Below are 23027 nucleotides of genomic sequence, written 5' to 3' on the forward strand. Positions count from 1 at the left end.
AAAATTACGTTACATTTAATTAAGATTCCAATTGACTTTAACCGCACTTCAACTAATCCATGTCAGGACTGGGGAGCAGCGGCAAAAAAGTTAAAAATATCAATTAAAAGCTCTTTTTTTAGCAATGGTCAATATGTTTAGGACATTGTAGAGGCTCAGAATCATTACTATAACTGACTTTTAACCCTGACCTCTGACCCCTGCTATAGAGGGTACAGCACCCGATAGTAGAAAAGCTGAACTGTTGTATATGCATCGAAAGGCAACTAACTGATGAAACTTTCCTGGAGAGTACTCTTACTGTGGACATTGCCTGCACTGGTGATTGGCTTCTTCTTTTGGCAAGGAGCATTTGCTACCGCTCCCACAGATATGAGCAAGAATACAGCCAGTACCCGCATGACCTATGGTCGCTTCTTAGACTACCTCGATTCTGGTCGTGTCACGAGTGTGGATCTATATGAAGGAGGTCGTACAGCAATTGTAGAAGCCGTTGACCCAGAATTAGACAACCGCGTTCAACGTCTACGGGTAGATCTACCTTACAATGCTCCTGAACTAATTTCTAAGCTCAGAGGTGCTAACATCAGCTTTGATTCTCATCCACTGCGTAATGATGGAGCAATTTGGGGACTACTCGGTAATTTAATCTTTCCCATCTTGTTAATTGGTGGCTTGTTCTTCTTGTTCCGACGGTCTAGTAATATTCCAGGTGGTCCTGGACAAGCAATGAACTTTGGTAAATCCCGCGCTCGATTTCAAATGGAAGCCAAAACAGGTGTCAAGTTTGATGACGTTGCTGGAATTGAAGAAGCAAAAGAAGAACTACAAGAAGTCGTCACCTTCCTCAAACAACCTGAACGCTTTACTGCTGTGGGTGCTCGTATTCCCAAAGGCGCGCTGTTAGTCGGACCGCCAGGAACAGGTAAAACACTTCTGGCTAAAGCGATCGCCGGCGAAGCTGGAGTGCCATTTTTCAGCATCTCTGGTAGTGAATTTGTCGAAATGTTTGTTGGTGTTGGTGCTTCCCGCGTCCGTGACTTATTTAAGAAAGCAAAAGACAATGCACCTTGCTTGATCTTCATTGATGAGATTGATGCTGTAGGAAGACAACGTGGAGCAGGTATCGGCGGTGGTAACGACGAGCGCGAACAAACGCTCAATCAGTTACTCACAGAAATGGACGGATTTGAAGGCAACACAGGAATTATCATTATTGCTGCAACGAACCGTCCTGATGTTTTAGATTCTGCATTACTGCGTCCTGGAAGATTTGACCGTCAAGTTATTGTGGATGCTCCTGATGTTAAAGGACGTCAAGAAATTCTCCAAGTTCATGCACGAAATAAGAAACTGGACGCGAATGTGTCATTAGACGCAGTAGCAAGACGGACACCAGGATTTACAGGCGCAGATTTAGCCAACTTGCTCAACGAGGCGGCAATTTTGACAGCTAGACGACGTAAAGAAGCAATCACATTATTAGAGATCGATGATGCGATTGACCGAGTTGTCGCGGGGATGGAAGGAACACCGCTAGTCGATAGCAAGAGCAAACGCTTAATTGCCTATCATGAAATTGGTCATGCCTTAATTGGCACTGTGCTTAAAGACCACGATCCCGTGCAGAAAGTTACACTGATTCCACGCGGACAAGCACAAGGACTAACATGGTTTACTCCTAGTGAAGACCAAGGATTAATTTCTCGCGCACAATTAAAAGCACGAATTACTGGTGCTTTAGGCGGAAGAGCCGCAGAGGATATCATCTTCGGCGCAGCAGAAATTACGACAGGTGCCGGTGGCGATTTGCAGCAAATTAGCGGTATGGCACGCCAAATGGTAACTCGCTTTGGCATGTCAGATTTAGGTCCACTGTCGCTAGAAAGCCAGAGTGGAGAAGTATTTTTAGGTCGTGATTGGATGGCACGCTCAGAATACTCTGAATCTATTGCTTCTCGGATAGATGCTCAAGTCCGCGCCATTGTAGAAGAGTGCTACGAAAACGCCAAAAAGATTATGCGAGAAAATCGTGTGGTCATTGATCGCTTAGTCGATCTGCTAATCGAAAAAGAAACTATCGATGGTGAAGAGTTCCGTCAGATCGTTGCTGAGTACACTGATGTGCCTGAGAAGCAATCTGTATCAGCTATATAAAAGTCACTGAGTCTGCCAATGACTTATTTCAATAGTAACAGGGGCGATATATTCGCCTCTTTTTTTTTATCCATAACAATGAATTCTCTTTTCTGTTCGCGCCAGTTTCTATAACGAGGGAGCTGGCTCCTCTGCTTCAAGCGAAACAGTAGCTTATCTCAGGAAATTGATATAGCACAGTTGTAGATTAGCTTAGCGTTTGACAAAGGTCACAGCTATTTTGCCTGCGATATTTTTATAATCTATTGTCTAACATAGCTACAAATTTGCTGCTTTTTAAGTAGTGTTTGTTATTTTTGTTACTGCTTGTAGAGTATTTTAGCTCTATTTATACATGCAAATACTGAATTTAAAATGTCAATAGTCTTAAAAAGAACACAAAATAACTACTTAAAGATTTAGTTAATGGAACTCTCTAACCTGTTATTCCATCTTAGATCGCGGGAACAATAGCAACAGGAAGTAGCTACGCACCCTAAATTATCACCTGGAGCGATTGAAACGACCCCTATGCCAGCAACATCTTTTTACGCCTACACCGCTTACGAAGAGCAATCCCCTCAAGATTTTCAGCAAGAACCTAATGAAGCTGATTTAATTGAAGGAGATCTGATTGACTTCGACATGGAGTCTAACGATGCGGCTAACTTGCAGCCAGTTAATCGTCGCACCACCGATTTGGTACGTCTGTATCTACAAGAAATTGGTCGAGTGCATCTTTTAGGGCGAGACGAAGAAGTTTCCGAAGCTCAAAAAGTACAGCGTTACATCCGCTTGGTAGAACTGCGCTCTCAAACAGCCAAAAATGGGGATGAAATCATGATTCCCTACGAACAGCTAATGGAAGTTCAAGAGCGCTTAACATCTGAGTTAGGACATAGACCTTCCCTGGAACGTTGGGCTACTAGCGCTGGCATAGAGGTATCAGAACTCAAACCAACACTCATTAAAGGAAAACGGCGTTGGGCTGAAATTACTGGTTTAACAGTGCAAGAGTTAGAGCAAATCCAAAGTGAGGGCAACCGCGCTAAAGAACACATGATCAAGGCAAATTTGCGCCTAGTTGTGTCAGTTGCGAAAAAGTATCAAAATCGCGGTTTAGAGCTACTCGATCTTGTACAAGAAGGAACGCTTGGTTTAGAAAGAGCTGTTGATAAGTTTGATCCAACTAAAGGTTATCGATTTAGCACTTATGCATATTGGTGGATTCGTCAGGGTATTACGCGAGCGATCGCTACCCAAAGTCGGACAATTCGCCTACCAGTTCACATAACAGAAAAACTCAATAAAATCAAGAAAGCACAACGTAAAATTTCACAAGAAAAGGGTCGCACACCAACGATTGATGATATTGCAGCAGAGTTAGAAATGACACCGCCGCAAGTCAGGGAAGTTTTGTTGCGAGTACCTCGTTCAGTATCTTTAGAAACTAAAGTAGGTAAGGAAAAAGACACAGAACTTGGAGACTTACTAGAAACAGATAGTATTTCACCAGAAGAAGTGTTAATGCGTGAAGCCCTCCAACGCGACTTGCAGCATTTGCTGGCAGATTTAACTGATCGCGAACGTGATGTCATTTTGATGCGCTTTGGTCTAGGAGACGGTCACTCATACTCGTTAGCAGAAATTGGACGCGCATTAGATCTTTCTCGCGAACGGGTACGCCAGATTGAATCCAAGGCTTTACAGAAGTTACGCCAACCTAAACGCCGTAACCAAGTTCGCGACTACTTAGAGACTTTGGGCTAAAGTGCGAGGTATGAGGGCGTGGAATACCATGCCCTGTTTTTAGGTCACAAATCCGCCATTTCCTATTAGAAAACATTTGCAATAAACCCGCCTTGTTGACAATTAATGCAAATCTTTTTTATAATTATCAATAAATATGCTTTGTTGAGAAGGTTGTCATGACTGTTTATACAGCTACCTCGCTCAAGGCGGAACTCAACGATCGTGGTTGGCGTTTAACTCCTCAGCGAGAAGTCATTTTACACGTTTTTCAAGAGCTTCCTAAAGGCGAACATCTTAGTGCAGAAGACCTGTATCATCATTTAGAAGCTCAAGGAGAAGGAATTAGCTTATCCACGATTTACCGGACACTAAAGCTAATGGCACGGATGGGTATCCTGCGAGAGTTGGAGTTAGGAGAAGGACACAAGCACTATGAAATCAATCAGCCCTATCCTTACCATCATCATCACTTGATCTGTGTTCGTTGTAACAAAACAATCGAGTTCAAGAATGATTCAATTTTGAAAATTGGTACAAAAACAGCCCAGAAAGAAGGATACCATCTACTGGACTGTCAGTTAACAATCCATGCGGTGTGTCCTTCATGTCAAAGAGCGTTATTACCTTTATAGACAGATAAAGTGAACAAGGAGAAGTGGTATCACACACTATTCTTCGATTTTTTCGATGTTACCTGCTTTGATCCAACCTTCTTGTTCGCCGTTCTCTATACGTATTCTTTGCCAACCCTCGTCAGAACTTGTTTCTAAAACCGTAAGTTCTTCGTTGTAACCAACTCCACCAATTCGCTCAGCCTCCAAACTTGGCTCTGAGCGTACACTCAAACCTTGTGCCCACGTCACTCGTGCCTTGTATGTTCCAGGTGGTAGGGATGTCGAAGATGCTTCAGTTGTGTTTGCAGTAGGAGTTGCTTGAGTACTAGATGAAGCTGTATGAGGAGATGTTGCAGGAGTAGACCCTCCAACCTTTACTTCAGCACTATCATTGGAAAATATTGGCTTAGCTGGAGGAGTTGCTACTCTGTGTAAGAAGTACAAAGCGGTTGCTACGCCACCGCTAATTAAAATAGCTAAAGCTAAGCTAATGCCAAGTAAAAATTTAATAACAGTCTTCCATCGCATTTCAGGAACCTCTCTCAAACCTTTTAAGTTGAATTCTACGCTCGTCTTGCACTAACGAATATCTTCATAAAACTGCTTTAAAAAAGACGCAGAAACACCAAAACCCCATAAAAAACCGATATAAACATAGATTGCAGTTGCTTTCAAAGAACCCCAACGCGCTACACGTCTATCCGAACTTTGCACAACACGATTCACTTGACGTAATCGTCCTTGCCGCACTAGCTTTAAGCATAAATCTGCTTCTTCTAAGATAGGCAGCTGATTGTCAAAGCCACCACAAGTCCAAAACTCAGTGCGACGGCAAAACATGACTTGATCGCCAAAAAGTAATCTAAGTCCTTTAAAAAAAAGATGTGGTCGAAACAATAGAGGAGCGTAATAAGTTTTGAGATAGTTGTGTAGAGAAATTCCCCAACGTGTAGTCTGTGCTCCTACCATTAAGGAAATAAAACCACCACCAGCAACAGTTGGATCTGCTAAAGTTTGCTCAACTACTGCGATAAAATCATCAGGAACTAAAGTATCGGCATGCAAAAAACACAGAATGTCTCCTGTAGATTCAGCTGCTCCCTGATTCATTTGTAACGATCGCCCTCGCCCTTGAGCATGAATAACTTTGATACCAGCTTGTTGTGCGATCGCCACTGTTTGATCTTCGCTTCCGCCATCGACAACTACAATTTCCCACGCAGGAGGTTCCAAGGAATTTAGATTACGGAGAGTACGCTCTAAACAACTTCCTTCGTTTAAAGTAGGTATAACTATTGAGATACCAGGCATCGCAGTTGTAAGGATCAAAATGCGGGGCTTGAATATAGATAGTGATAGCTAAACACGAAACTGTTCTACTGCTTGTCTGTAATGGATTGGCAGCACAGACTCGACGTTTTCATGAGGACGAGCAATCACATGGTATGAGAGTAGTAACTCTTCTTCTGTATTAACTCGTTTTACCGAATCTACCCCTGCATTCACTGAGGTTTGCACTTCCGACACATCTCCTCTGACAATAATAGTATATCGAGCACTGCTTACTTTTTCGTAACCTACCAAGGTTACACGAGCAGCTTTTACCATGGCATCTGCTACTGCTAAAGCAGGAGGAAGACCCTTAACTTCAACCATACCAACTGCTGCTGGCATCTTTTATCTCCTAAACTGAGCGAATCAATGACACTAATTGTAAGCAGCAAAATGTTAATATCCCAATTGCTGCTGCTGAATATACTGCCAGCACACGAAAAATAAGCTAGAGCGCTTCTAGCGTAACTGTTTTATGTCTTCTAGTAAAGAGTGTCTGATTGCCTTTATAAGCTCAACTATTCCCTATTTGCTACTGTAGTTGAGGAAATTTTAATATCAAGTACATTGAATTACTCATAGTAATTCAGGTCGAATAGCTGTCAAATTTCCTCTTTATATCTGAAATAATCTAGTTAATTTGTTAGTATTTTGTGCAAATAAATACTACTTTATAATAGATCTCCTACGCGAATACTTAAAATTGTCATGTTGAGCGTAGCGAAACATCTCCTGAGATGCTTCACTGCACGGAGCCTGCCCTCGAACGATAGTGAAGGGTTTCGTTCAGAATGACATCGATGATTTTTGATTCGCGCAGGAGGTCTAATGTAAATAATGCATTGTGAAATAGCTTGCTCTACAATTTTAAACAAGACTGTTTTTAACGTTTATTTTTAACTGACTTTAAGTAAACGAATTAAATTGGTAATGTTTGTACAAGCGATTCAATAGGATAGCCAACTGCTTTCCAAGCAGCAACACCGCCTCGTATTTGTGATACATTCTGATATCCCACGGCTTGCAATTTTTGTGCTGCTAGTGCAGTTTCTTCATCAGTTTCGCCGTAAATATAAATATCCCGCGTCAGTTCTAAAGTAAATAGGGTACGGTCTGCTAAATCTGCTAGTGGTATGGGAACTGCTCCTAAAATATGACTATAGTTATACTCACTGCGATCGCGTACATCGATGATTGTGAGCGCTGGATCTCCCCAATCTAACCTTGCTTTCAAGTCATAAACGAGTGAGTGGGCTTGTAAAGGTGGTGGAGTAGGAATAATTCCTAGAAATCTATGCATAGATTTATCATTTTTGATCCCTTCTCTTGAAATGTAACAACTATTTTTACAATTCGCAATTTCTTGGATAAATAATGATTTGAGTATTTAAAAAATAGAAAACTTCATCTATCTTAAGAGTGATTTTTATGTATAAATGTAGAAAAAAAGTGCTAGAAATATTAATTTCTAGCACACTCAAAATTGAAGTAAACAAAACAAATTAATGCGAACGAGGAGTCGTCAAAATATCCCAAGCAGCTTTAGCAGCATCTGCTAAGCGATCGCCCAAGTCTGCAACTTCTTTGACAACTGATTGCCAGTTCTTCTCAGCTTCTTTCTGAATCAAAGAAAAAGAGTATTCAATGCGATCGCGCTCGATAAGTTGATTACCTTCAATCGTTTCTCGTGCTCGGCGTACGGCATTAAGATATGCTTCACGAGTGAGTGTCCCTGCTGATTGCGCTTCTACTTGAGCGCGTTTTTTAAGGGCGTCTATTAAAGCTTTCGTTTCATGTTTGAGATCGTCACTTTCCCCAGCCATTTCAGTTTCTACAAGTTCGTTGGTTTGGGGACTTATTTCGTTGGTTGATTGCGGAATAATTTGAACTTCTACAGAAGTATCAGGGTTATTGGGTTCAGAAGTCATAGTTATCTCTCCTAGTTTTAAAGCTGACTAAATAACATAGAAGCTTTGATTATCGCCCAAAAGAAAATTTAGATGGCGATTGAGGAAGTTCTTGTTCTAATTTCAATAACTGTTGAACTCGCGCTTGTGTTGGTGGGTGACTAGAAAATAAGTTGCCTAGAAACTGACTAGAGATAGAGTTGACAATTAACAGCGGCTCAAAGGCTGGATTAGCATTGATGGGTAACTGACGTGCTGTACTTTCCAAGCGTTGCAAAGCACGAGCTAATGCTCTTGGATTTTGCGTAATTCTAGCAGCTCCCGCGTCTGCCCCAAACTCTCGCGTGCGTGAGATAGCTAATTGAATGATAGTTGCCGCCATTGGCGCTAAAAAAATTGTTAGAAGTAAGCCTAAAGGATTTGCCCCACGATTGCCATCGCGTGAAGCAGGAAACCATAAGCTGTAGCTGACGATTTGTGCCAACATCGCAATTGCACCACCAAGTGTAGCTGCCACAGCTTGAGTTAGGGTATCGCGATTAGCAATATGAGTCAGCTCATGAGCAATGACGCCTTCAAGTTCATCTTCAGGTAATGTCTGTAAAATGCCTTCTGTAACTGCTACTGCAGCATGTTCAGGATCGCGTCCCGTCGCAAAAGCATTCGCAGCAGGGCTGGGGACAATATAGATTCCTGGCATCAGCAAGTTAGCGCGATCGCATAAGCGTTGTACCATCCGATGCAAATCTGGTGCTTGATTAAAGCTTACTGGTTGTGCGCGGTATGCTGCCAAAGCAATTTTATCTGATTGATACCATGATACTAAGTTTGTCACTGCTGCTAAGGTTATACCAATAACGACACCACCCAGCCCGCCAATGACCCAGTAGCTAATTGCAATCAGTAAACCGCTCAGCAAACCTAAGAGCGCAACGGTTCTCAATTGATTTTTCATATCATTGATCCTAACAATGCTGATTTTTGTAACAATTCGCGTTTAGTTACAGCATTCCTTAAGTTGCACTTTGATTGTATCGACCTAAACTCAGATTCTTGGGGAAGAAAATGCTAATAACTAGGTACGGTTTTGCCTACTAATCAAGTGTGAATTTGATCAATAGTCTAGCGACTGAACTAGAGTTATGAGCTAAAGCAAAACTATCTATGTAGATAGATGGAATTTTGATTCGTTGCCAGGAAGTGCTAAAAGAGAGATGATTACTACTGCGATCAGTATGAGTAAAAAAAGCTTATGCTGATCATCTGAAATTTAGTCATATTACATAGACTAAAAGCAGCCATTTTTTGCACTTTCTGGTTCAGGACGGTAGGCTTTGACTGAAACTAACAACTTCTCCTCATCATTTCAGGATGTTTCGCGCAAAGAACTGCGAGAGTTAGTGCGTAATCAACTGCGATCGCTCCTCGAACGAGGGGATTTGCAGGGAGCCAAGGCGATTTTAGAACCAGTACAACCTGCAGATATTGCTGAAGCAATTGAAGGGTTGCCAGAAGCAATGCAAGCTCTGGCATTTCGCTTGCTATCTAAAGGTGAAGCGATCGAAGTGTATGAATACCTTGACACGAGTGTTCAGGAAGCACTGATTGTAGAGTTTAAAAGTCAAGACGTTCTAGATATTGTTGATAAAATGTCACCCGACGACCGAGCGCGGTTGTTTGATGAATTACCAGCAAAGTTTGTGACTCGGCTTCTAGAGCAACTAAGTCCCGCTGAGCGTCAAGCTACAGCTCAGTTACTCGGTTATGAAGCGGGTACGGCTGGGCGAATCATGACACCTGAGTTGATTTCTTTGAAAGAAGATTTTACGGCAACTCAAGCATTAGAGCGAATTCGTCGCCTAGCAAATGCAACAGAGACAATTTACTACTTATATGTTACAGACGCGGCAAGACGTCTGACAGGTATTTTATCTCTCCGCGAGTTAGTAACAGCTCAACCACAGCAAAGAATTGGCGAAATCATGACTCGCGAGGTGGTATTTGTTTATACTGATGCCGATCAAGAAGAAGTGGCTCGGTTGATTCAACGCTATGACTTTTTGGCTGTCCCTGTCGTGGATCGCGAACAACGTCTTGTTGGGATTGTAACGGTCGATGACATAATTGATATTTTAGAGCAAGAAACCACTGAAGATATTTACACTTTGGGCGGTGGTGTCCAATCTGGAGGAGACAACTATTTTCAAACTGATTTAATTACAGTTGCACGCAAGCGCGTTGTTTGGTTATTTGTGCTGCTATTAACAAATACTGTTACAGGGACAATCATTAAATCTGAAGAAGAAATTTTACAGAAAGTAGTCACTCTTGCTGCTTTTATTCCTCTATTGACTGGTACTGGCGGTAATGTCGGGGCACAGTCATCAACCGTCGTCATTCGAGGAATGAATACTGATGAGATTAACGCGCTAGGTCCTTTTCATGTAGTATGGCGCGAAGCGATCGCTGGAGCTTTGTTAGGCTCGATGCTAGGTAGTATAGCAACGATCTGGAGTTACTTTTTGCAAGGAAGTTGGTCAGTAGCGATCGCTGTCGGACTAAGTTTAGTATCAATTTCTATTTTGGCTTCAGTATCTGGTTCGGCACTACCATTTTTGTTTCGTTCACTGCGTTTAGACCCAGCTTTAATGTCTGCACCCTTTATTACAACAGCAGTTGACGTGCTGGGCGTACTCATCTACTTTAACTTAGCAAAAGCAATCTTGCGGCTATAGTGGCAATTGCTTACAACTCAGAAGGCGTGTCAGGTGCAACAACTTCACCTCCTAACTGTAGTGGCATTTCTTGTTCGTCAATCAATTCACTCAGTTCTTTTACTTGTAAGTTCATTTGCTCGCAGGCTACTTTAAGTTCTTTAGCAAATGCATTCACATCTCCACCATAGCCACATTGATAAGCCGCAGTTTCGATTCCTTGCTTAGCATTGGCTCTGGCACAGTCTACTAAATCGGTGCCTTGCAATGGTGTATTTGATGGCATAACTTACTTGTCGTTACTTACTCAATGATTGATAGAGTAGCAATTGAATGTACTAGAGACATCCTTCTTGTGGAAGAAGCACTCAGGAAGGAGAAATCAGCGCTCATTCTTCAGCACCATTATTTTGTTGCCAATACTTCCAGGCACTATATGCTAAAGTGACAACACCAGTCACGATCGCTTTTTCGTCTACTTCAAATTGTGGGTGGTGTAGTGGATGATTAATCTTTCTATCTGGGTAGCCCACCCCTAAACGAAACATGACTCCTGGAGCTTTTTCGAGATAAACTGAAAAATCTTCTGCACCCAAAGATGGTTCAGGTAAAATTTGGACGCGATCGCTTCCCCAAGCTTCTTCTGCTGCAATCTGCAACAGTTGTGCTAGGGATAAATCATTATTCACTCCAGGAACTCCAAGATTGTACTTCACCTCACACCGCGCGCCATAGCCTTGGCAAACATTAGCAACCATTTGCGAAATCCAATTTGGTAGTTTCGCGCGAGTTTCTGGGTGCAGCGATCGCACTGTTCCTAATAACTTAACTTGATCGGCAATCACATTCGGCGCTCTACCACCGTGAATTTGACCGATTGTTAATACGATCGGATGTAGGGGGTTTTGTGTGCGACTAATAGCTTGTTGTAATGTTGTAATCACTTGAGAAGCAATCCAAATTGCATCAATTGCTTCGTGAGGTCGTGCGCCGTGTCCTGATTCTCCAATAATAATAATTTCTAACTCATCGGCAGCAGCAGTCAATGCTCCGTAGCGCACTCCAATAGAACCTGCAGGAATTGAAGGAAAAACATGAAGCGAAAAAACTGCTGAAACGTTTTCCATAACTCCGTCAGCAACCATCCAGCTAGCACCTTGGGCAATTTCTTCTGCTGGCTGAAACAAAAACCTGACATTTCCTGGCAAGTGTTCAGCAATTCGTGACAAAACCATTGCTGTGCCTAGTCCTACTGTTGTGTGGACGTCATGACCGCACGCATGCATGATTCCTGGTGTTCGAGAAGCATACTCTAACCCAGTTCGTTCCTGAATTGGTAAAGCATCCATGTCAGCACGGATTGCTAACAATCGAGAGTCACAACCTCCTCCTTGCACCTCTCCAATAACGCCTGTTCTTCCTACCCCTTCTCTGACATGAATTCCACAGGATGATAGGACTCCTGCAACAAAAGCAGCCGTTTGATACTCTTGACCACTTAATTCTGGATGAATGTGAATATGGCGGCGAATTTCAATCAGGCGCGGTGCTAGTTCAGTTGCTATCTCTTTTATCTGGGTGAGCATTGATGCAATAATTTGTAGTTACCTACTCCCCTATGATAAAGAATAGTTTAAGTCATAAATTATTTGTGAGTAACTTCAGTTATCGATAAACAAGCTACTTTGCCGTATTCCCCGTTTTCAGTAATTGTGTAGTCCTTCTATACCGAAATAGTACTATTGCTTGATTATGCTGCACAGTAAATTAGATAAGTTTTATTTATGAATTATTAAACTGAGGGCAGTAGTGCTTAGTTGCTAAAGTAGCAATGACAGAAGAATTAATATTATCAACTTTGTTCGTAACGCCTTGTGTTTGGTACATCTTGATATCTTCTAGTAAAAGACCTGCTTCTAGTTCGTTACAAACGCTTTTTGCTTGCATGATATTAGACTCTGGGGATTTTTGGACGCTGGCTAACAATTTATCTCGAACATCCGGATAGCCCATAATAGTACGCTTGTAATCTGCAAGGAAAGCTTGGTCGCTTTCTGCCGCATTTGTTGCTTTTGCTAAGTGGATAGATCTGTCTAATTGACAGATTGATGCAGATAAATCGATTACTTGACCTGATTTAGTAGTTATATAACAAACGTAGTCAGCATCTTGAGCAAGTGTTGCTGTAGAAAACCCTGGTATAAACGAGACAGCGGTAATTAAGATTGCGCCCAGACGTAAATTTTTCATTGCGTCACCAAGTATGTTCTTCTCTAATTAATCCCAAACTTGGCAACGCAATAACAGAAATCAAAAATTACTACTGAATTATTGTTAAAGTTAGTTTACTATTTTATTTACGACAACATCAGTATATATACTGATGTTGCAATACAATTTACCAGTAACGACGATTGGGTGTCACGACTCCATTAGGCATTGTTGTCAATCTAAACTTCGCTCCTCGGAAGTTAGTAACCAACATTCTTGCACCACGAAAGTTAGCTCCCTCTAAGTTAGCAGCAATGAAACCTGCAAATGTCAAGTTTGTGTTTTCTAAGTTTGCGGTTCTGAGATTAACTCCTGTTAAAGTGGCACTTGTCAAATCAGCACCACGTAAATCTGCTACGTCTAAGTTTGCACCACTTAAATCAGCACGCGAGAGGTTGCTTTGAGATAAATTTGCGCGAATCAAGTTAGCTTCTCGGAGATTAGCGCCACTTAAATTCAGTTGATTGAGCGGTGCATCACTGAGGTCACATCGAGGACATGCTCTAGTTTGCTTTAATTGCTCTAAGTCTTGAGGACTATATGCATATGCTGAAGCCACGAACCATACAGGAGCTAACATGACAACGGAAAGAAGAGTGAGTTTCATTGCGTAACTAACTGAATTACTAATTAAGTGTAATCTAGGAGGCTGTGTTAAATTTATAGCTTAAACTCTGAGACGCTAAGCCAAAAAATGTGTTCCACTACATCAAATCTTTAAGTTTGATATTTGGTAGTGTTAACTATTCCACTAGGAAGTAGCTAATCTTAATTCAGAGAAAAATAAGGTAAAGTTCAGTATAGTTAAGAACAACTTTTTGATTGTTTTTCTTGATACTTTGATAAAAAGTTGTATAACTAGCACTAAACAAATATGGCTCAGCTACAAGTAATTTATTTAACTTTTTCTTAAAGCTTGAGATGCCAAAATCACTTTAGCGCCAGCCTAAAAAGCGCAATATAGGAACAACAATGTAATAGCTAATACCCAGCCAAAAGCCTAGAATCATGCCTAAAGTAGCAAAAAAAGCGATCGCAGCAGCTAAATCTAACCAAGTGGGTGAAGTGGCGATCGGAAAGTTCCAAAAACCAGGTGGATAAAGATTTAAGCTTGTCAAGAGTAAAAAAACTGCAGCACAACCAACAGCAGTAACTGTAGAGTGGACTAAATAATGGCTAGGTAAACCTAAACCCAAAGTCAGAAAAGCAACAGCGATCGCAATTGATCCGGCAATCCCAATATTGCCAGTATTCCATGTCAGCAACTGCCACACTAACCAACTTAAGCTATATCCGAATAGCCCCATCAGTGCTGCAGTTAAATACCGCCGTCGTTGACCAAATCCACGTGCGGCGGTGAGTCCCCACGCAGTTCCCATACCAACAATTGCAAATAGCAGAACGTCTTTTACTACAGTAATTTGCGTTGCTAATAAAAAAGTCAGTTGTTGTGATAAAAGATCAGCTAAGGCATTTCCTAAGGGCGACCAGTATGTTAGAACAAAGCCAACGAGAGTCGCCACACAAGAGCCACTCGCACCTAATAGCATTTCCCAAAATGTATCAAAGCTAGCCCGCAATGCCTGAGCGATCGCTTTGAGAAAAAAAACAGTTGTTTTCGACAGCCCAACTGTCAGAGAACGAAAAACAATTCGCGAATTCCAGCTATTGAGAAGGCTATTAAACCAAGATAACCACCCTAAAGGCTTTTGCGCTTTCGTTAAGCGTTCTTGAATAATTAGTGCATTTGCTGGTCTTTGACGAACATCATCCTGCACCATATCATCGAGCAAATTAGCAATAGCAGGACTGACCTGAGCAAAAGCACGCCACTGCAATTTTCCTGTCATCGGATCTTGTAAGTCTGAGATCGGTTGACCAGTCAGCATCTCAATCATTGTCCGCCCTAGTGCGTAAAAATCTGCAGCAGGTCCAACAACCCCTCCGGCTATTTGTTCGGGTGGACTGTAACCAGAAGTAAATAATCGCGTTGAACGATCTGCTAGGCGTGATGTTGCCGCAATCTGCTTTGCGCCACCAAAATCAATCAGAACCAGCTGTCCTGTCGATTCCCGCAACATTAAGTTTGAGGGTTTAATATCTCGATGAATAATCTGACGATTGTGCAACTTATGTAAAATTTCTATTGCCTGTTTCAACCAAGCTAAAACCCATTCTTCAGGACAACCTTGAGGATGGTTTTCTAAAACTTCTTGTAAAGTCTGACCGTTGATTTTTTCCATTACCAGACAGGGTAATGAAAGCTGTTGAGAGTCCTCTAACTCAATCTGAAAATAGCCATCAGGTTCTACTCTCGGTACACCTGGATGTTGCAGATGCTGAAGTACGGCTGCTTCTTGTTTAAACAACTCTAATGCCTTGGGTGAAGAATCTACCAGAACTTTGAGTACTTGTTGAGTCTGGAATTGTAAGTCCCAAACTGTGTAGATCGTAGCGAACCCCCCTGCACCTAACTTCTGTAAAGGTACATAACGACCTTTTAACTGCAGTGGCGCACCACAGCGATCGCAAAACTTGCTTCCCCAAGTCTTCGGATAAGGACGCGGGCAATTTGGGTTAATGCAGTGAATTGCACGCTGAACCAAGTGCGACACAACTACCAAAATAAGCAGGCTTTCTCGATTTTACACAATACTACGTTAAGACTCTTGAAACTTATCTTTACTCAAGACAAGGTTTTTAAAATTATTCTATGTTGTAAGTTCTTGCCTTAAACTCAATAGATATTGAATGCTATAGTTACCATGAAGTAGAAGTTTTACATCTTGTATAGCCATCTTAAATAATTTATGAAGATCTCTGTCTAACACTTTTCTTTGCGTACTTTGTCTCCTAGTCTAACGCCTACGGCTAACGGCAACCACTGCGGGAAATGTGGTTTAGTTCGCTTCAAATAAAGCTTGTAGCTCAAATAAGTTTGCTATATTACAACAGTTTAATTCAAGGTAAGATATGCACGAATTTGAGGAAGTAAATCTTCTGAAAACAAAATTTCACAAGCTTAATGTTTGTCAATTGATAGATTATATAGTACAAGCCGCGCAAATTGACCAAAAAGTGATAGTAAGTAATGTGAATGTAAAAGCAATGAATCTTGCTTACGAGTTAGATTGGTACAGAGATTTTATTAACAATTCAGACTTAGTATTTTGTGATGGATTTGGTGTTTTGTTAGGGGCAAAATTGCTAGGCTATGACGTAGAATCTACGCATCGCATGACATGTCCTGACTATATAGAAAACTTAGGATTAGCTTGCGAGCAACACAATGTATCCTTGTTTTTACTTGCTGGTAAACCTGGTGTAGTTGAAAAAGCGATCGCTCAGATGAGTGCTGTTGCACCTAAATTACAAGTGCAAGGACATCACGGCTACTTTGAAAAATCGGGTGATGAAAATGAGCGTGTTATTCACACAATCAACGCATTCAATCCAGGAGTTCTTTATGTCGGCTTTGGTATGCCCTTACAAGAGCATTGGATCTTGCATAATATAGAACGCATAAATGCTCGTGTTTTCTTACCTTTAGGTGCTTGTCTAGATTTTTATACTGGCACTGTATATCGCGGTCCAGAGTGGATGACTGACCGTGGATTAGAATGGTTAACACGCTTAGCCACTGAGCCTAACCGCTTGTGGGAACGCTATATCATTGGTAATCCATTATTCTTTTATCGTGTTTTCAGAGAGCGGCTGAGTAAGAATAAATAAAGCTGTAGACAAAACCTTAATAGATCTATCTTCTTGGAGAGGTTTGCTATTGCAGAATCAGAGAAGATGATCAGTATTAGAATCTCTCTGAAATTTTCAGTCACAAATTCAGGAGAATGTATTTATGACTGCAGCTTTTTTCACTCTACTTGCTACTGCTCTGAGCTTACTAGTTGTTGATATTGTTGTTCCAGGGATTGATATTGCAACATTTCCTGCCGCTTTAATAGCTGCTTTTGCAATTGGATTAACTAATTCTTCTGTTAAACCAGCGCTTACTAAGTTAGCTTTGCCACTTAATTACGTTACTTTGGGCTTGTCTTCAGTAGTAGTTAATGGCTTATGCTTTTGGTTGGCAGCATTATTTGTACCAGGATTTGCAGTCTACAGCATTGTAGGGGCACTTTTAGGACCAGTAATTTTATCTTTCGTAAACACATTTTTGAGCAAGTACTTTGCTGAAAGAAATTTAGGAATTACTACAACTCAGACAAACACAGAAGTCAAGCCATAGTTTTGTGCGATAGTTAGACGGCTAATTCTACCTCTGAGGTATACATAAGTAGTAATAAAGATAACTCAGGAGAATAGCCGTTATCTGACATTTTTTTTGAATTGATTTCAATCTAATAAAAATAGAAGTTGAGTATCTATCCAAGCGGTAATAATTCCGGAGGTGGAGGCGAGCAAAATATAAATGCAAGACAATGATAAAAGGTAGTTCAGTGTAAAGTAAGAGTAACAACATGAAATTACTACGAATAGCTACTGGTATCCTTCTACCTCCTTTGGGCGTGTTTTTAACAGAAGGTATTAGCACAGCTTTCTTGATCAACATCGTGTTAACACTTCTAGGCTGGCTTCCTGGAAGTATTCATGCAGTTTGGATTATTGTTAAGCATGAAGAAAGAGTCAATAAGCAAGTGTATTAGCTTAAATAAGACTTAGAAAACTGGGTGTATTATCAATAATCTTGGTTTCAAAGGTAATAAAACCGTACTTTAACTTTAAGTACGGTTATTTTGTGGACACTTTCAGCAATATTTATGTTGAAGGTGGCTTTTTATCGCGCAAAAGTTCATTTGCTGTATGCAGCAACTCTCTAAGGACATTTTTAATTTGTCTTTCTTTTTTCGCGATCGCAACACCAGCATCTCCCAGTTTTTCTTCTAGTTGCGATCGCTTTTGTTCAACTTGTTCAGCCATAGGTTCAGCTTGAGCGCGTGTTTTGCTGTACCAAGTTTTAGCTTCATCTAAGTACTCTTTGACTTCTTCGTATCTTCCTCCGTAACGTGCAGCTAGGTTAGCGCGTAAAATTGCCGCTTGAGCTTGGAGTTGAGCATAACGCTTTTGAAGTATCGCAGCTTCCTCACTATTTTTCACTGTATTGACTGCAGATTCTATTGCTACTTTAATATTAGGCGCAGTTTCTTTTCCGGTATCTTCAATATCTCCTAGGAGTCTTTCAATTTCCTGTTGCAGTTCTTCTTCTTCAGAATCAAGTTTTGCTTGTAATTCTTTAACTTCAGCATGAGTCTTGGCGTTTTCTTTGCGTCGTAAGCTCGTGACACCATCAATTGCACCTTCAATTGAAGCTGTAATTTCTTCTTTGAGATCTCCTCCTTGTTGCTGAATGTTTTCAACGACAGCTGAGACAGCATCTTTGACAAGCGAACGAATTTCGTTTGAGCCTGATTTAAATTCACCTGTTACTTGGGAAACAGCGTTTTGAACAATCTCGCGAATTCGAGATGCTCTGAGTTGACCTGTTTCTTTAGCTTGTTTGAGGTCAGTTGTAATTAGTTCTTTGATGTTTGACATGATTAACTCCTGGTAGAATCATGTTTTTATACCAGGTTTTATCTGATTGATAATCAGTGTTAGCTTGACCGTGGCACTGTCTTTATCATGACTTAGAGATTTCTTGTGCAGGTACTTCCTTTAGATATAAAAGCTTATTGGCATTAGAAACTTAAGTTGTCCCGTTCCAAATAATAGGACCACAAGCATCTAATTCCCAAGTATGGTTATTAGAATTGTGCCGAGTTTCTTCATCTAAGATTTTCACAACTTTGTTATAAATCTCCTCAGCTTGTTGTGGAGAATCACCGATGCTAGTTAAGCCTAGTTTACCAAACTCTGAAAGGCATCCCATCAGATGAAATACCGTACCTGTTTCAGTTCCGGTATCAAAATGTAGCCGATGATAAGCAATAATATCCATTAAATCGCTAGGAAGTAAACCGCGGTAGCGTTCTTTCTGTAAATTATCGGTGGCTATGTAGTATTTAGGACGACCATGAGGACTATAAAACATTCCTGTTGCAGGGTCATAGCGTCCATTGGTGAGGAGTTTTAGAGTCATAAAAGGATGAGTTGTCCCACCTTTACGCAGATTAATTTCAATTGCTTGTAAGTCCCAGTGATGTCCACCGTGATGATTTGGTTGTTGTACAGCAATAAAATCAACGCCGAATCGCTCTAAAGCACCTTTCTCAGCTAGTTTCTTCCCGACTTTAATACCTAATTCCTGCAAGCGCATCCGGTAAGCTTCATCGGCGGGGAAGCGACAGCCAAGATAGATTTGACCATCAGGACCTCCTAAGATTTGGTCATGAGTTGATAGAATTTCAACTTCACCACTAGGAGTGATTCGACCTTGAACGCTAGGCGATCGCTTCACTTCTCCCTCAATAAATTCCTCAACAATTGCTCCGAGTTCGGGAATTCGGGTAGAAAAATTTGCCCAGTTTTCAGATGTCGCTTGAAAACTCATTGTACTGAAGTGCTCAGTAATTGACTCGATTCGCTGTTCGGATGTAGCGTTTCCTGGTGCTAAGTGCTGCAGTGGTCTTAAGTCAAGTAAAGCATTAGCTTCACCAGAAATTCCTTCGTTAAGTTTAACAACTAACCTTTTGGTTTCCGGTTTACGTTCCCAAAGATTTACAGCTTCTGCGGCTAAATCAGGCACATTCCACACGCTACCACTACCATCAGGATAAGGTACTCCACTTTCGGCAAAAATTTGCCGACTTCCACTTTTTGTTCCCCAAATAGATAGTTGTGGATCGCAAGCATACAATGGTACTCCTACACGCGCGGATAACTCACTTTCTAAAAAAGAAGAGTTGTAGCAGATCATATAAGCATTTTTGAGATCAATTGCTTGGCGTATCCTTTGAATTAGGCGCGGACGTTCGAGAATTTTTTGTGTCAGTGGTTTAAGTGATGAATCGTAGGTAGAAAGTAATAGTAGCCGATCGCGGGCATGGGAGAATGGAATTCCTGGTAAAAGCTGTAAATAGTAATCAATCACACTCGGATGGATCGGTTGTGACGTGACGTAGATTAGGCGAGTGCGGGGGTTTTGCAGGCGTATTAAAGAGAACAGCAAACGCTCTTCATAGTGATGACAGCCTGGAATTTTTAACAGTTCGCGTTGGTCTACACTCAAAGAAGGAATGACCAAAATATCTGCATCACTCTGGTCAAATAACTCTATTGTCGGCCAGCGATCGCGTAACTGAGATTGTAGCTGTCTAAATACTTCGATATGCTGTGTTTCTATTAATGAAGGATCTAACGTTTGCATCGCCCCAGCCCACAGATTTTAACTACAGCAATCTTACTCTGGTTAGTATTGTGTACAACATACTTCTTAAGAAACAGTAAGGTTAATAACATTATCACTCAAACTCAGTAGCTAGGCATAATTTCACTCACTCTATTTCTCAACAAGTGACTACAAATCTACATTTTTTTGCATGCAAAAAAATATGAATTAATTCTATGTCTTAAGAATGAGAATTTTAACTTTTGCTTTCCACCTCTAGGGCGATAAAGTCGAAGTAACTGATAGATAAGTTAGTGCTTGAAGATTTAAAGCAGTTTGCGTTGTCTCAGAAATATGTATACGGGAATTTGTCTGATAAACATTGACGTAGCTGTCTGAGTACTGAAGTAAGAGCAATACAAAAATCTTTTGCAAAGGAAAGTGAGACTTGGATCGCAAACAGTAATCCAAGTTCTAGGTTTGAATCAACTGATTTTACTCGGTTCATTTTTCAGGAGAGTCATAATTTATGCCAGAAGAACAGTCATTGCAACCGCCACAAGAGCAAGACCAACAACCAGGTCTGGAGTCGGAAATGACACCAAAACCAAAGGCTGACGATCCACAACATCAAGGTAGTGGTAAGTTGTTAGGCAAAGTCGCTGTCATTACAGGTGGCGACAGTGGTATCGGACGTGCAGTTGCGATCGCTTTTGCTAAAGAAGGTGCTGATATCGCGATTATGTACCTGAACGAACATGATGATGCGAAAGAAACAAAACGCCTTGTTGAAGAGAAAGGGCGTCGTGCGATCGCGATCGCGGGTGATATTGGTGATGAGAAGTTCTGTCAGCAAGCTATAGAACAAGCTGTACAAGAATTTGGCAAACTTGACATTTTAGTCAACAACGCTGCTGAACAGCATCCGCAAGAAAGTATTGAGGATATTACTGCACAACAGTTGGAACGGACATTTCGCACTAATATTTTCTCAATGTTTTACTTGACTAAAGCAGCATTAAAGCACCTGAAAGAAGGTAGTACCATCATTAATACAACCTCTGTCACTGCATATCAGGGTAACAAACAGTTACTTGATTACTCATCAACAAAAGGTGCCATTGTTGCTTTTACGCGCTCGCTTTCAGAAAGCTTGGTCAAAAAAGGAATTCGCGTCAATGCTGTAGCGCCAGGTCCAATTTGGACTCCTCTTATTCCTGCTACTTTTCCAGAAGATAAAGTTGCGAACTTTGGCAAACAAGTTCCTATGCAACGTGCTGGTCAACCAGAAGAAGTCGCTTCCTGCTACGTATTTCTAGCTGCTAATGACTCATCATATATATCTGGACAAGTGCTACACCCAAATGGTGGTACAATCGTTAACGGTTAATCAGATTTAACAGTGATATGATAGTAGTCCGCAATAGCGGGCTTTTTTATTCCTCTCTAAACTAATAGTTATCTCAAAAAATCTTGCCTTTCAACAAGTTCATGAGAAAGTTGTTGTCGTTCTATATTTGTTAAACACTTGCTAGCTTCTAATAAAACTTTATCTGCTTTTTCTTGTCTGTAAGACTTGACTAAATTGTATATGTCAGATGCTTTTCGCGTAAATTCTTTTGAAGCAGGGCTTAATAACTCAAGCTCCTCTAGGAACTGCTGAATTTGAGAATATTCCTCTTCATTTATCTTAATTTGCTTGTCATTACTTGGGTATCTTTGACGCAAAAATGGATAAAGAATTTGTTGCTCTAATTGTGCAAGTAAATTCATTTCTTGAGTAATTTGATTGAAAAGAATATACCTCTTCTGAGGATCTGCACTACAAAGTTCTGATAGTAAATCTACTATCTTTTGATATTTTTGCTTAATTAAATCAATAACATCCATAAAAAATAGACCTCAACAAAGAAACCCACCACAATTAGTGGTGGGGGTTTACCCTAACTAAACTGTAAACTATTTAGTCAACTAACTGGCAGCCATTTGGTCTTGCAACTTACTCTTAGCCTCTTTAAATTTTGTAGCGAGTTGCTCACTTTGTTCGTCACTAAAGTTGTTGCGGATCGCTGCAAACATTGTACTTTCTTCTTGACGAATGTGATCGCCTACTACATCCATGAGTTGCTTAACTTGATCCTTAAATTGAGAAGATGCAGGATCTAAAGCTTTGATTTGATCTAGCATTTTCTTCATCTCAGCTTGCTCATCATACAATTCTTGGGTGTCATTCTCACCATAGTATGGACGAACGGCTGGATAAACAACTTCTTCTTCTGCTTGTGCATGAACCAGAAGATCTTTGTACATTTGACCGAAGTACTCTTGAATTTTTTGAGGATCGTTAGTAGCCCCAATTTCTGTATATAAAGTATTTACCTTCGCATGATCCATCCGGATAATATCCTGAATGTTCATGTCTTTTTTATCAGAACCTTGAGTAATAACACTACCAATAACACCAGTAGCAGCGGCAGCTGCATCCTGGATACGAGATAGTAGCCCTTGGTCAGGCTCTTGTCCTGTCAATTCTCTCACACCAAGGCGTTCAAGCAGAACTTTAAATTGCTCTTGATGACCGCGATTTTCAAAGTTAACTGTGTTGATTGGACTAATTGCTGCTTGGACATCAGCACCAATCACTTGAGCTACCTTGTGAACTAGAACCCCAGTCATAAACTGCTTGTGCTTGAGAAGTTCAAACTGTGCTGCTTTTTCATAAGTGCTCAGTTCAGAACCTTGCATTAGCTTCTTGACAGTTTCTACAAACTGCTGTGTTGTTTGCTTTGGTTCTCCTTTGACGCCATATTGAATGTATGCTGTTTCAATGACGCCAAGGTTCTTTTGGTCAGACTCAAGCATACTCTGGAGGTCTTTTTTACCCTCCTCATCATCAACTTCAGACAACAACTGTTGCTCGCTAAAAATTAATAGTTCTTGAATGGCTTTTAAATCTGCCATTTTACTACCAAGTGCAGAGCGCTTTGTATCATCTAATGTTACAGGCATTTGTATC

The 23027-nt window shown here is 40.9% G+C and carries 23 protein-coding genes; 8 read left to right on the forward strand and 15 right to left on the reverse strand.

What is annotated here, in order from left to right; translation table 11 throughout:
- Positions 1 to 273: 273 nt before the first annotated feature.
- From ftsH2 to IQ230_RS09380, 3 genes are all read left to right on the forward strand, one after another.
- Positions 274 to 2157, forward strand: a complete 1884-nt coding sequence (ftsH2, locus tag IQ230_RS09370) for an ATP-dependent zinc metalloprotease FtsH2 (protein ID WP_193931746.1) — start codon at positions 274 to 276, stop codon at positions 2155 to 2157.
- A 510-nt stretch (positions 2158 to 2667) separates the two neighbouring features.
- Positions 2668 to 3906: an RNA polymerase sigma factor SigC gene (gene sigC / locus IQ230_RS09375; RefSeq protein WP_193931747.1), complete on the forward strand. Its 1239-nt coding sequence runs from the start codon at positions 2668 to 2670 to the stop codon at positions 3904 to 3906.
- Between the two features lie 158 nt (positions 3907 to 4064).
- Positions 4065 to 4520, forward strand: a complete 456-nt coding sequence (locus IQ230_RS09380; protein WP_099700113.1) for a Fur family transcriptional regulator — start codon at positions 4065 to 4067, stop codon at positions 4518 to 4520.
- A gap of 36 nt (positions 4521 to 4556) precedes the next feature.
- On the opposite strand, the gene IQ230_RS09385 is transcribed toward IQ230_RS09380, so the two are convergent.
- The 6 genes from IQ230_RS09385 to IQ230_RS09410 form a co-directional block, all read right to left on the reverse strand.
- On the reverse strand, positions 4557 to 5030 hold the full coding sequence (locus IQ230_RS09385) for an SH3 domain-containing protein (protein WP_193931748.1): 474 nt from the start codon (positions 5028 to 5030) through the stop codon (positions 4557 to 4559).
- A gap of 51 nt (positions 5031 to 5081) precedes the next feature.
- Entirely contained in the window at positions 5082 to 5813 is a 732-nt protein-coding gene (locus IQ230_RS09390) for a TIGR04283 family arsenosugar biosynthesis glycosyltransferase (RefSeq protein WP_193931749.1), read from the reverse strand.
- Between the two features lie 48 nt (positions 5814 to 5861).
- Entirely contained in the window at positions 5862 to 6176 is a 315-nt protein-coding gene (locus IQ230_RS09395) for a carbon dioxide-concentrating mechanism protein CcmK (protein WP_099700116.1), read from the reverse strand.
- A gap of 577 nt (positions 6177 to 6753) precedes the next feature.
- The gene (locus tag IQ230_RS09400; protein WP_193931750.1) at positions 6754 to 7134 is read right to left on the reverse strand and encodes a rhodanese-like domain-containing protein; all 381 of its coding nucleotides are present in this window, start codon (positions 7132 to 7134) and stop codon (positions 6754 to 6756) included.
- A gap of 202 nt (positions 7135 to 7336) precedes the next feature.
- Positions 7337 to 7762 (reverse strand): hypothetical protein, encoded by a 426-nt coding sequence (locus tag IQ230_RS09405; protein WP_193931751.1) that lies wholly within the window; start codon positions 7760 to 7762, stop codon positions 7337 to 7339.
- A gap of 49 nt (positions 7763 to 7811) precedes the next feature.
- Positions 7812 to 8696 (reverse strand): M48 family metalloprotease, encoded by an 885-nt coding sequence (locus tag IQ230_RS09410; protein WP_193931752.1) that lies wholly within the window; start codon positions 8694 to 8696, stop codon positions 7812 to 7814.
- Between the two features lie 379 nt (positions 8697 to 9075).
- Between IQ230_RS09410 and mgtE the strand changes: the two genes are divergently transcribed.
- A complete protein-coding gene (gene mgtE, locus IQ230_RS09415) occupies positions 9076 to 10476 on the forward strand; it encodes a magnesium transporter (protein WP_193931753.1) in 1401 nt (466 codons plus the stop codon).
- A 10-nt stretch (positions 10477 to 10486) separates the two neighbouring features.
- Here mgtE and IQ230_RS09420 read toward each other — a convergent pair whose 3' ends face one another.
- The 5 genes from IQ230_RS09420 to IQ230_RS09440 all read right to left on the reverse strand — a co-directional run bounded on the left by IQ230_RS09420 (position 10487) and on the right by IQ230_RS09440 (position 15341).
- A complete protein-coding gene (locus IQ230_RS09420; protein ID WP_099700121.1) occupies positions 10487 to 10741 on the reverse strand; it encodes a hypothetical protein in 255 nt (84 codons plus the stop codon).
- A 103-nt stretch (positions 10742 to 10844) separates the two neighbouring features.
- Complete coding sequence (locus IQ230_RS09425) at positions 10845 to 12041, reverse strand: M20 family metallopeptidase (RefSeq protein WP_193931754.1); 1197 nt, start codon at positions 12039 to 12041, stop codon at positions 10845 to 10847.
- A gap of 196 nt (positions 12042 to 12237) precedes the next feature.
- The gene (locus IQ230_RS09430) at positions 12238 to 12705 is read right to left on the reverse strand and encodes a DUF732 domain-containing protein (protein WP_193931755.1); all 468 of its coding nucleotides are present in this window, start codon (positions 12703 to 12705) and stop codon (positions 12238 to 12240) included.
- Positions 12706 to 12853: 148 nt separating this feature from the next.
- A complete protein-coding gene (locus IQ230_RS09435; protein WP_193931756.1) occupies positions 12854 to 13333 on the reverse strand; it encodes a pentapeptide repeat-containing protein in 480 nt (159 codons plus the stop codon).
- 328 nt (positions 13334 to 13661) lie between these two features.
- Positions 13662 to 15341, reverse strand: a complete 1680-nt coding sequence (locus tag IQ230_RS09440; protein ID WP_193931757.1) for a serine/threonine protein kinase — start codon at positions 15339 to 15341, stop codon at positions 13662 to 13664.
- Between the two features lie 358 nt (positions 15342 to 15699).
- Between IQ230_RS09440 and IQ230_RS09445 the strand changes: the two genes are divergently transcribed.
- The 3 genes from IQ230_RS09445 to IQ230_RS09455 all read left to right on the forward strand — a co-directional run bounded on the left by IQ230_RS09445 (position 15700) and on the right by IQ230_RS09455 (position 17390).
- Entirely contained in the window at positions 15700 to 16458 is a 759-nt protein-coding gene (locus IQ230_RS09445) for a WecB/TagA/CpsF family glycosyltransferase (RefSeq protein ID WP_193931758.1), read from the forward strand.
- A 124-nt stretch (positions 16459 to 16582) separates the two neighbouring features.
- Positions 16583 to 16972, forward strand: coding sequence for a phage holin family protein (locus IQ230_RS09450; protein WP_193931759.1), 390 nt, complete (start codon positions 16583 to 16585; stop codon positions 16970 to 16972).
- 232 nt (positions 16973 to 17204) lie between these two features.
- Entirely contained in the window at positions 17205 to 17390 is a 186-nt protein-coding gene (locus IQ230_RS09455) for a YqaE/Pmp3 family membrane protein (protein WP_099700127.1), read from the forward strand.
- A gap of 112 nt (positions 17391 to 17502) precedes the next feature.
- Here IQ230_RS09455 and IQ230_RS09460 read toward each other — a convergent pair whose 3' ends face one another.
- The gene (locus IQ230_RS09460) at positions 17503 to 18279 is read right to left on the reverse strand and encodes a histidine kinase (RefSeq protein ID WP_228054711.1); all 777 of its coding nucleotides are present in this window, start codon (positions 18277 to 18279) and stop codon (positions 17503 to 17505) included.
- 151 nt (positions 18280 to 18430) lie between these two features.
- Positions 18431 to 20050: a peptide ligase PGM1-related protein gene (locus IQ230_RS09465; protein WP_193931760.1), complete on the reverse strand. Its 1620-nt coding sequence runs from the start codon at positions 20048 to 20050 to the stop codon at positions 18431 to 18433.
- A gap of 490 nt (positions 20051 to 20540) precedes the next feature.
- Here IQ230_RS09465 and IQ230_RS09470 point away from each other — a divergent pair, with 490 nt between their 5' ends.
- On the forward strand, positions 20541 to 21401 hold the full coding sequence (locus tag IQ230_RS09470; RefSeq protein ID WP_193931761.1) for an SDR family oxidoreductase: 861 nt from the start codon (positions 20541 to 20543) through the stop codon (positions 21399 to 21401).
- 68 nt (positions 21402 to 21469) lie between these two features.
- Here the strand turns inward: IQ230_RS09470 and IQ230_RS09475 are convergent, their stop codons facing one another.
- Complete coding sequence (locus tag IQ230_RS09475) at positions 21470 to 21901, reverse strand: hemerythrin domain-containing protein (protein WP_193931762.1); 432 nt, start codon at positions 21899 to 21901, stop codon at positions 21470 to 21472.
- Between the two features lie 81 nt (positions 21902 to 21982).
- Complete coding sequence (locus IQ230_RS09480) at positions 21983 to 23020, reverse strand: hemerythrin domain-containing protein (protein ID WP_193931763.1); 1038 nt, start codon at positions 23018 to 23020, stop codon at positions 21983 to 21985.
- Between the last annotated feature and the right edge of the window lie 7 nt (positions 23021 to 23027).

It is taken from the genome of Gloeocapsopsis crepidinum LEGE 06123 (assembly GCF_015207655.1).
Classification (GTDB): domain Bacteria; phylum Cyanobacteriota; class Cyanobacteriia; order Cyanobacteriales; family Chroococcidiopsidaceae; genus Gloeocapsopsis; species Gloeocapsopsis crepidinum.

Bases quoted from the DNA above. Each gene is read 5' to 3' on its own strand.
- ftsH2 (WP_193931746.1), top strand. From the start codon at position 274: ATGAAACTTTCCTGGAGAGTACTCTTACTGTGGACATTGCCTGCACTG.
- sigC (WP_193931747.1), top strand. From the start codon at position 2,668: ATGCCAGCAACATCTTTTTACGCCTACACCGCTTACGAAGAGCAATCC.
- IQ230_RS09380 (WP_099700113.1), top strand. From the start codon at position 4,065: ATGACTGTTTATACAGCTACCTCGCTCAAGGCGGAACTCAACGATCGT.
- IQ230_RS09385 (WP_193931748.1), bottom strand. From the start codon at position 5,030: ATGCGATGGAAGACTGTTATTAAATTTTTACTTGGCATTAGCTTAGCT.
- IQ230_RS09390 (WP_193931749.1), bottom strand. From the start codon at position 5,813: ATGCCTGGTATCTCAATAGTTATACCTACTTTAAACGAAGGAAGTTGT.
- IQ230_RS09395 (WP_099700116.1), bottom strand. From the start codon at position 6,176: ATGCCAGCAGCAGTTGGTATGGTTGAAGTTAAGGGTCTTCCTCCTGCT.
- IQ230_RS09400 (WP_193931750.1), bottom strand. From the start codon at position 7,134: ATGCATAGATTTCTAGGAATTATTCCTACTCCACCACCTTTACAAGCC.
- IQ230_RS09405 (WP_193931751.1), bottom strand. From the start codon at position 7,762: ATGACTTCTGAACCCAATAACCCTGATACTTCTGTAGAAGTTCAAATT.
- IQ230_RS09410 (WP_193931752.1), bottom strand. From the start codon at position 8,696: ATGAAAAATCAATTGAGAACCGTTGCGCTCTTAGGTTTGCTGAGCGGT.
- IQ230_RS09420 (WP_099700121.1), bottom strand. From the start codon at position 10,741: ATGCCATCAAATACACCATTGCAAGGCACCGATTTAGTAGACTGTGCC.
- IQ230_RS09425 (WP_193931754.1), bottom strand. From the start codon at position 12,041: ATGCTCACCCAGATAAAAGAGATAGCAACTGAACTAGCACCGCGCCTG.
- IQ230_RS09430 (WP_193931755.1), bottom strand. From the start codon at position 12,705: ATGAAAAATTTACGTCTGGGCGCAATCTTAATTACCGCTGTCTCGTTT.
- IQ230_RS09435 (WP_193931756.1), bottom strand. From the start codon at position 13,333: ATGAAACTCACTCTTCTTTCCGTTGTCATGTTAGCTCCTGTATGGTTC.
- IQ230_RS09445 (WP_193931758.1), top strand. From the start codon at position 15,700: ATGCACGAATTTGAGGAAGTAAATCTTCTGAAAACAAAATTTCACAAG.
- IQ230_RS09450 (WP_193931759.1), top strand. From the start codon at position 16,583: ATGACTGCAGCTTTTTTCACTCTACTTGCTACTGCTCTGAGCTTACTA.
- IQ230_RS09455 (WP_099700127.1), top strand. From the start codon at position 17,205: ATGAAATTACTACGAATAGCTACTGGTATCCTTCTACCTCCTTTGGGC.
- IQ230_RS09460 (WP_228054711.1), bottom strand. From the start codon at position 18,279: ATGTCAAACATCAAAGAACTAATTACAACTGACCTCAAACAAGCTAAA.
- IQ230_RS09465 (WP_193931760.1), bottom strand. From the start codon at position 20,050: ATGCAAACGTTAGATCCTTCATTAATAGAAACACAGCATATCGAAGTA.
- IQ230_RS09470 (WP_193931761.1), top strand. From the start codon at position 20,541: ATGCCAGAAGAACAGTCATTGCAACCGCCACAAGAGCAAGACCAACAA.
- IQ230_RS09475 (WP_193931762.1), bottom strand. From the start codon at position 21,901: ATGGATGTTATTGATTTAATTAAGCAAAAATATCAAAAGATAGTAGAT.
- IQ230_RS09480 (WP_193931763.1), bottom strand. From the start codon at position 23,020: ATGCCTGTAACATTAGATGATACAAAGCGCTCTGCACTTGGTAGTAAA.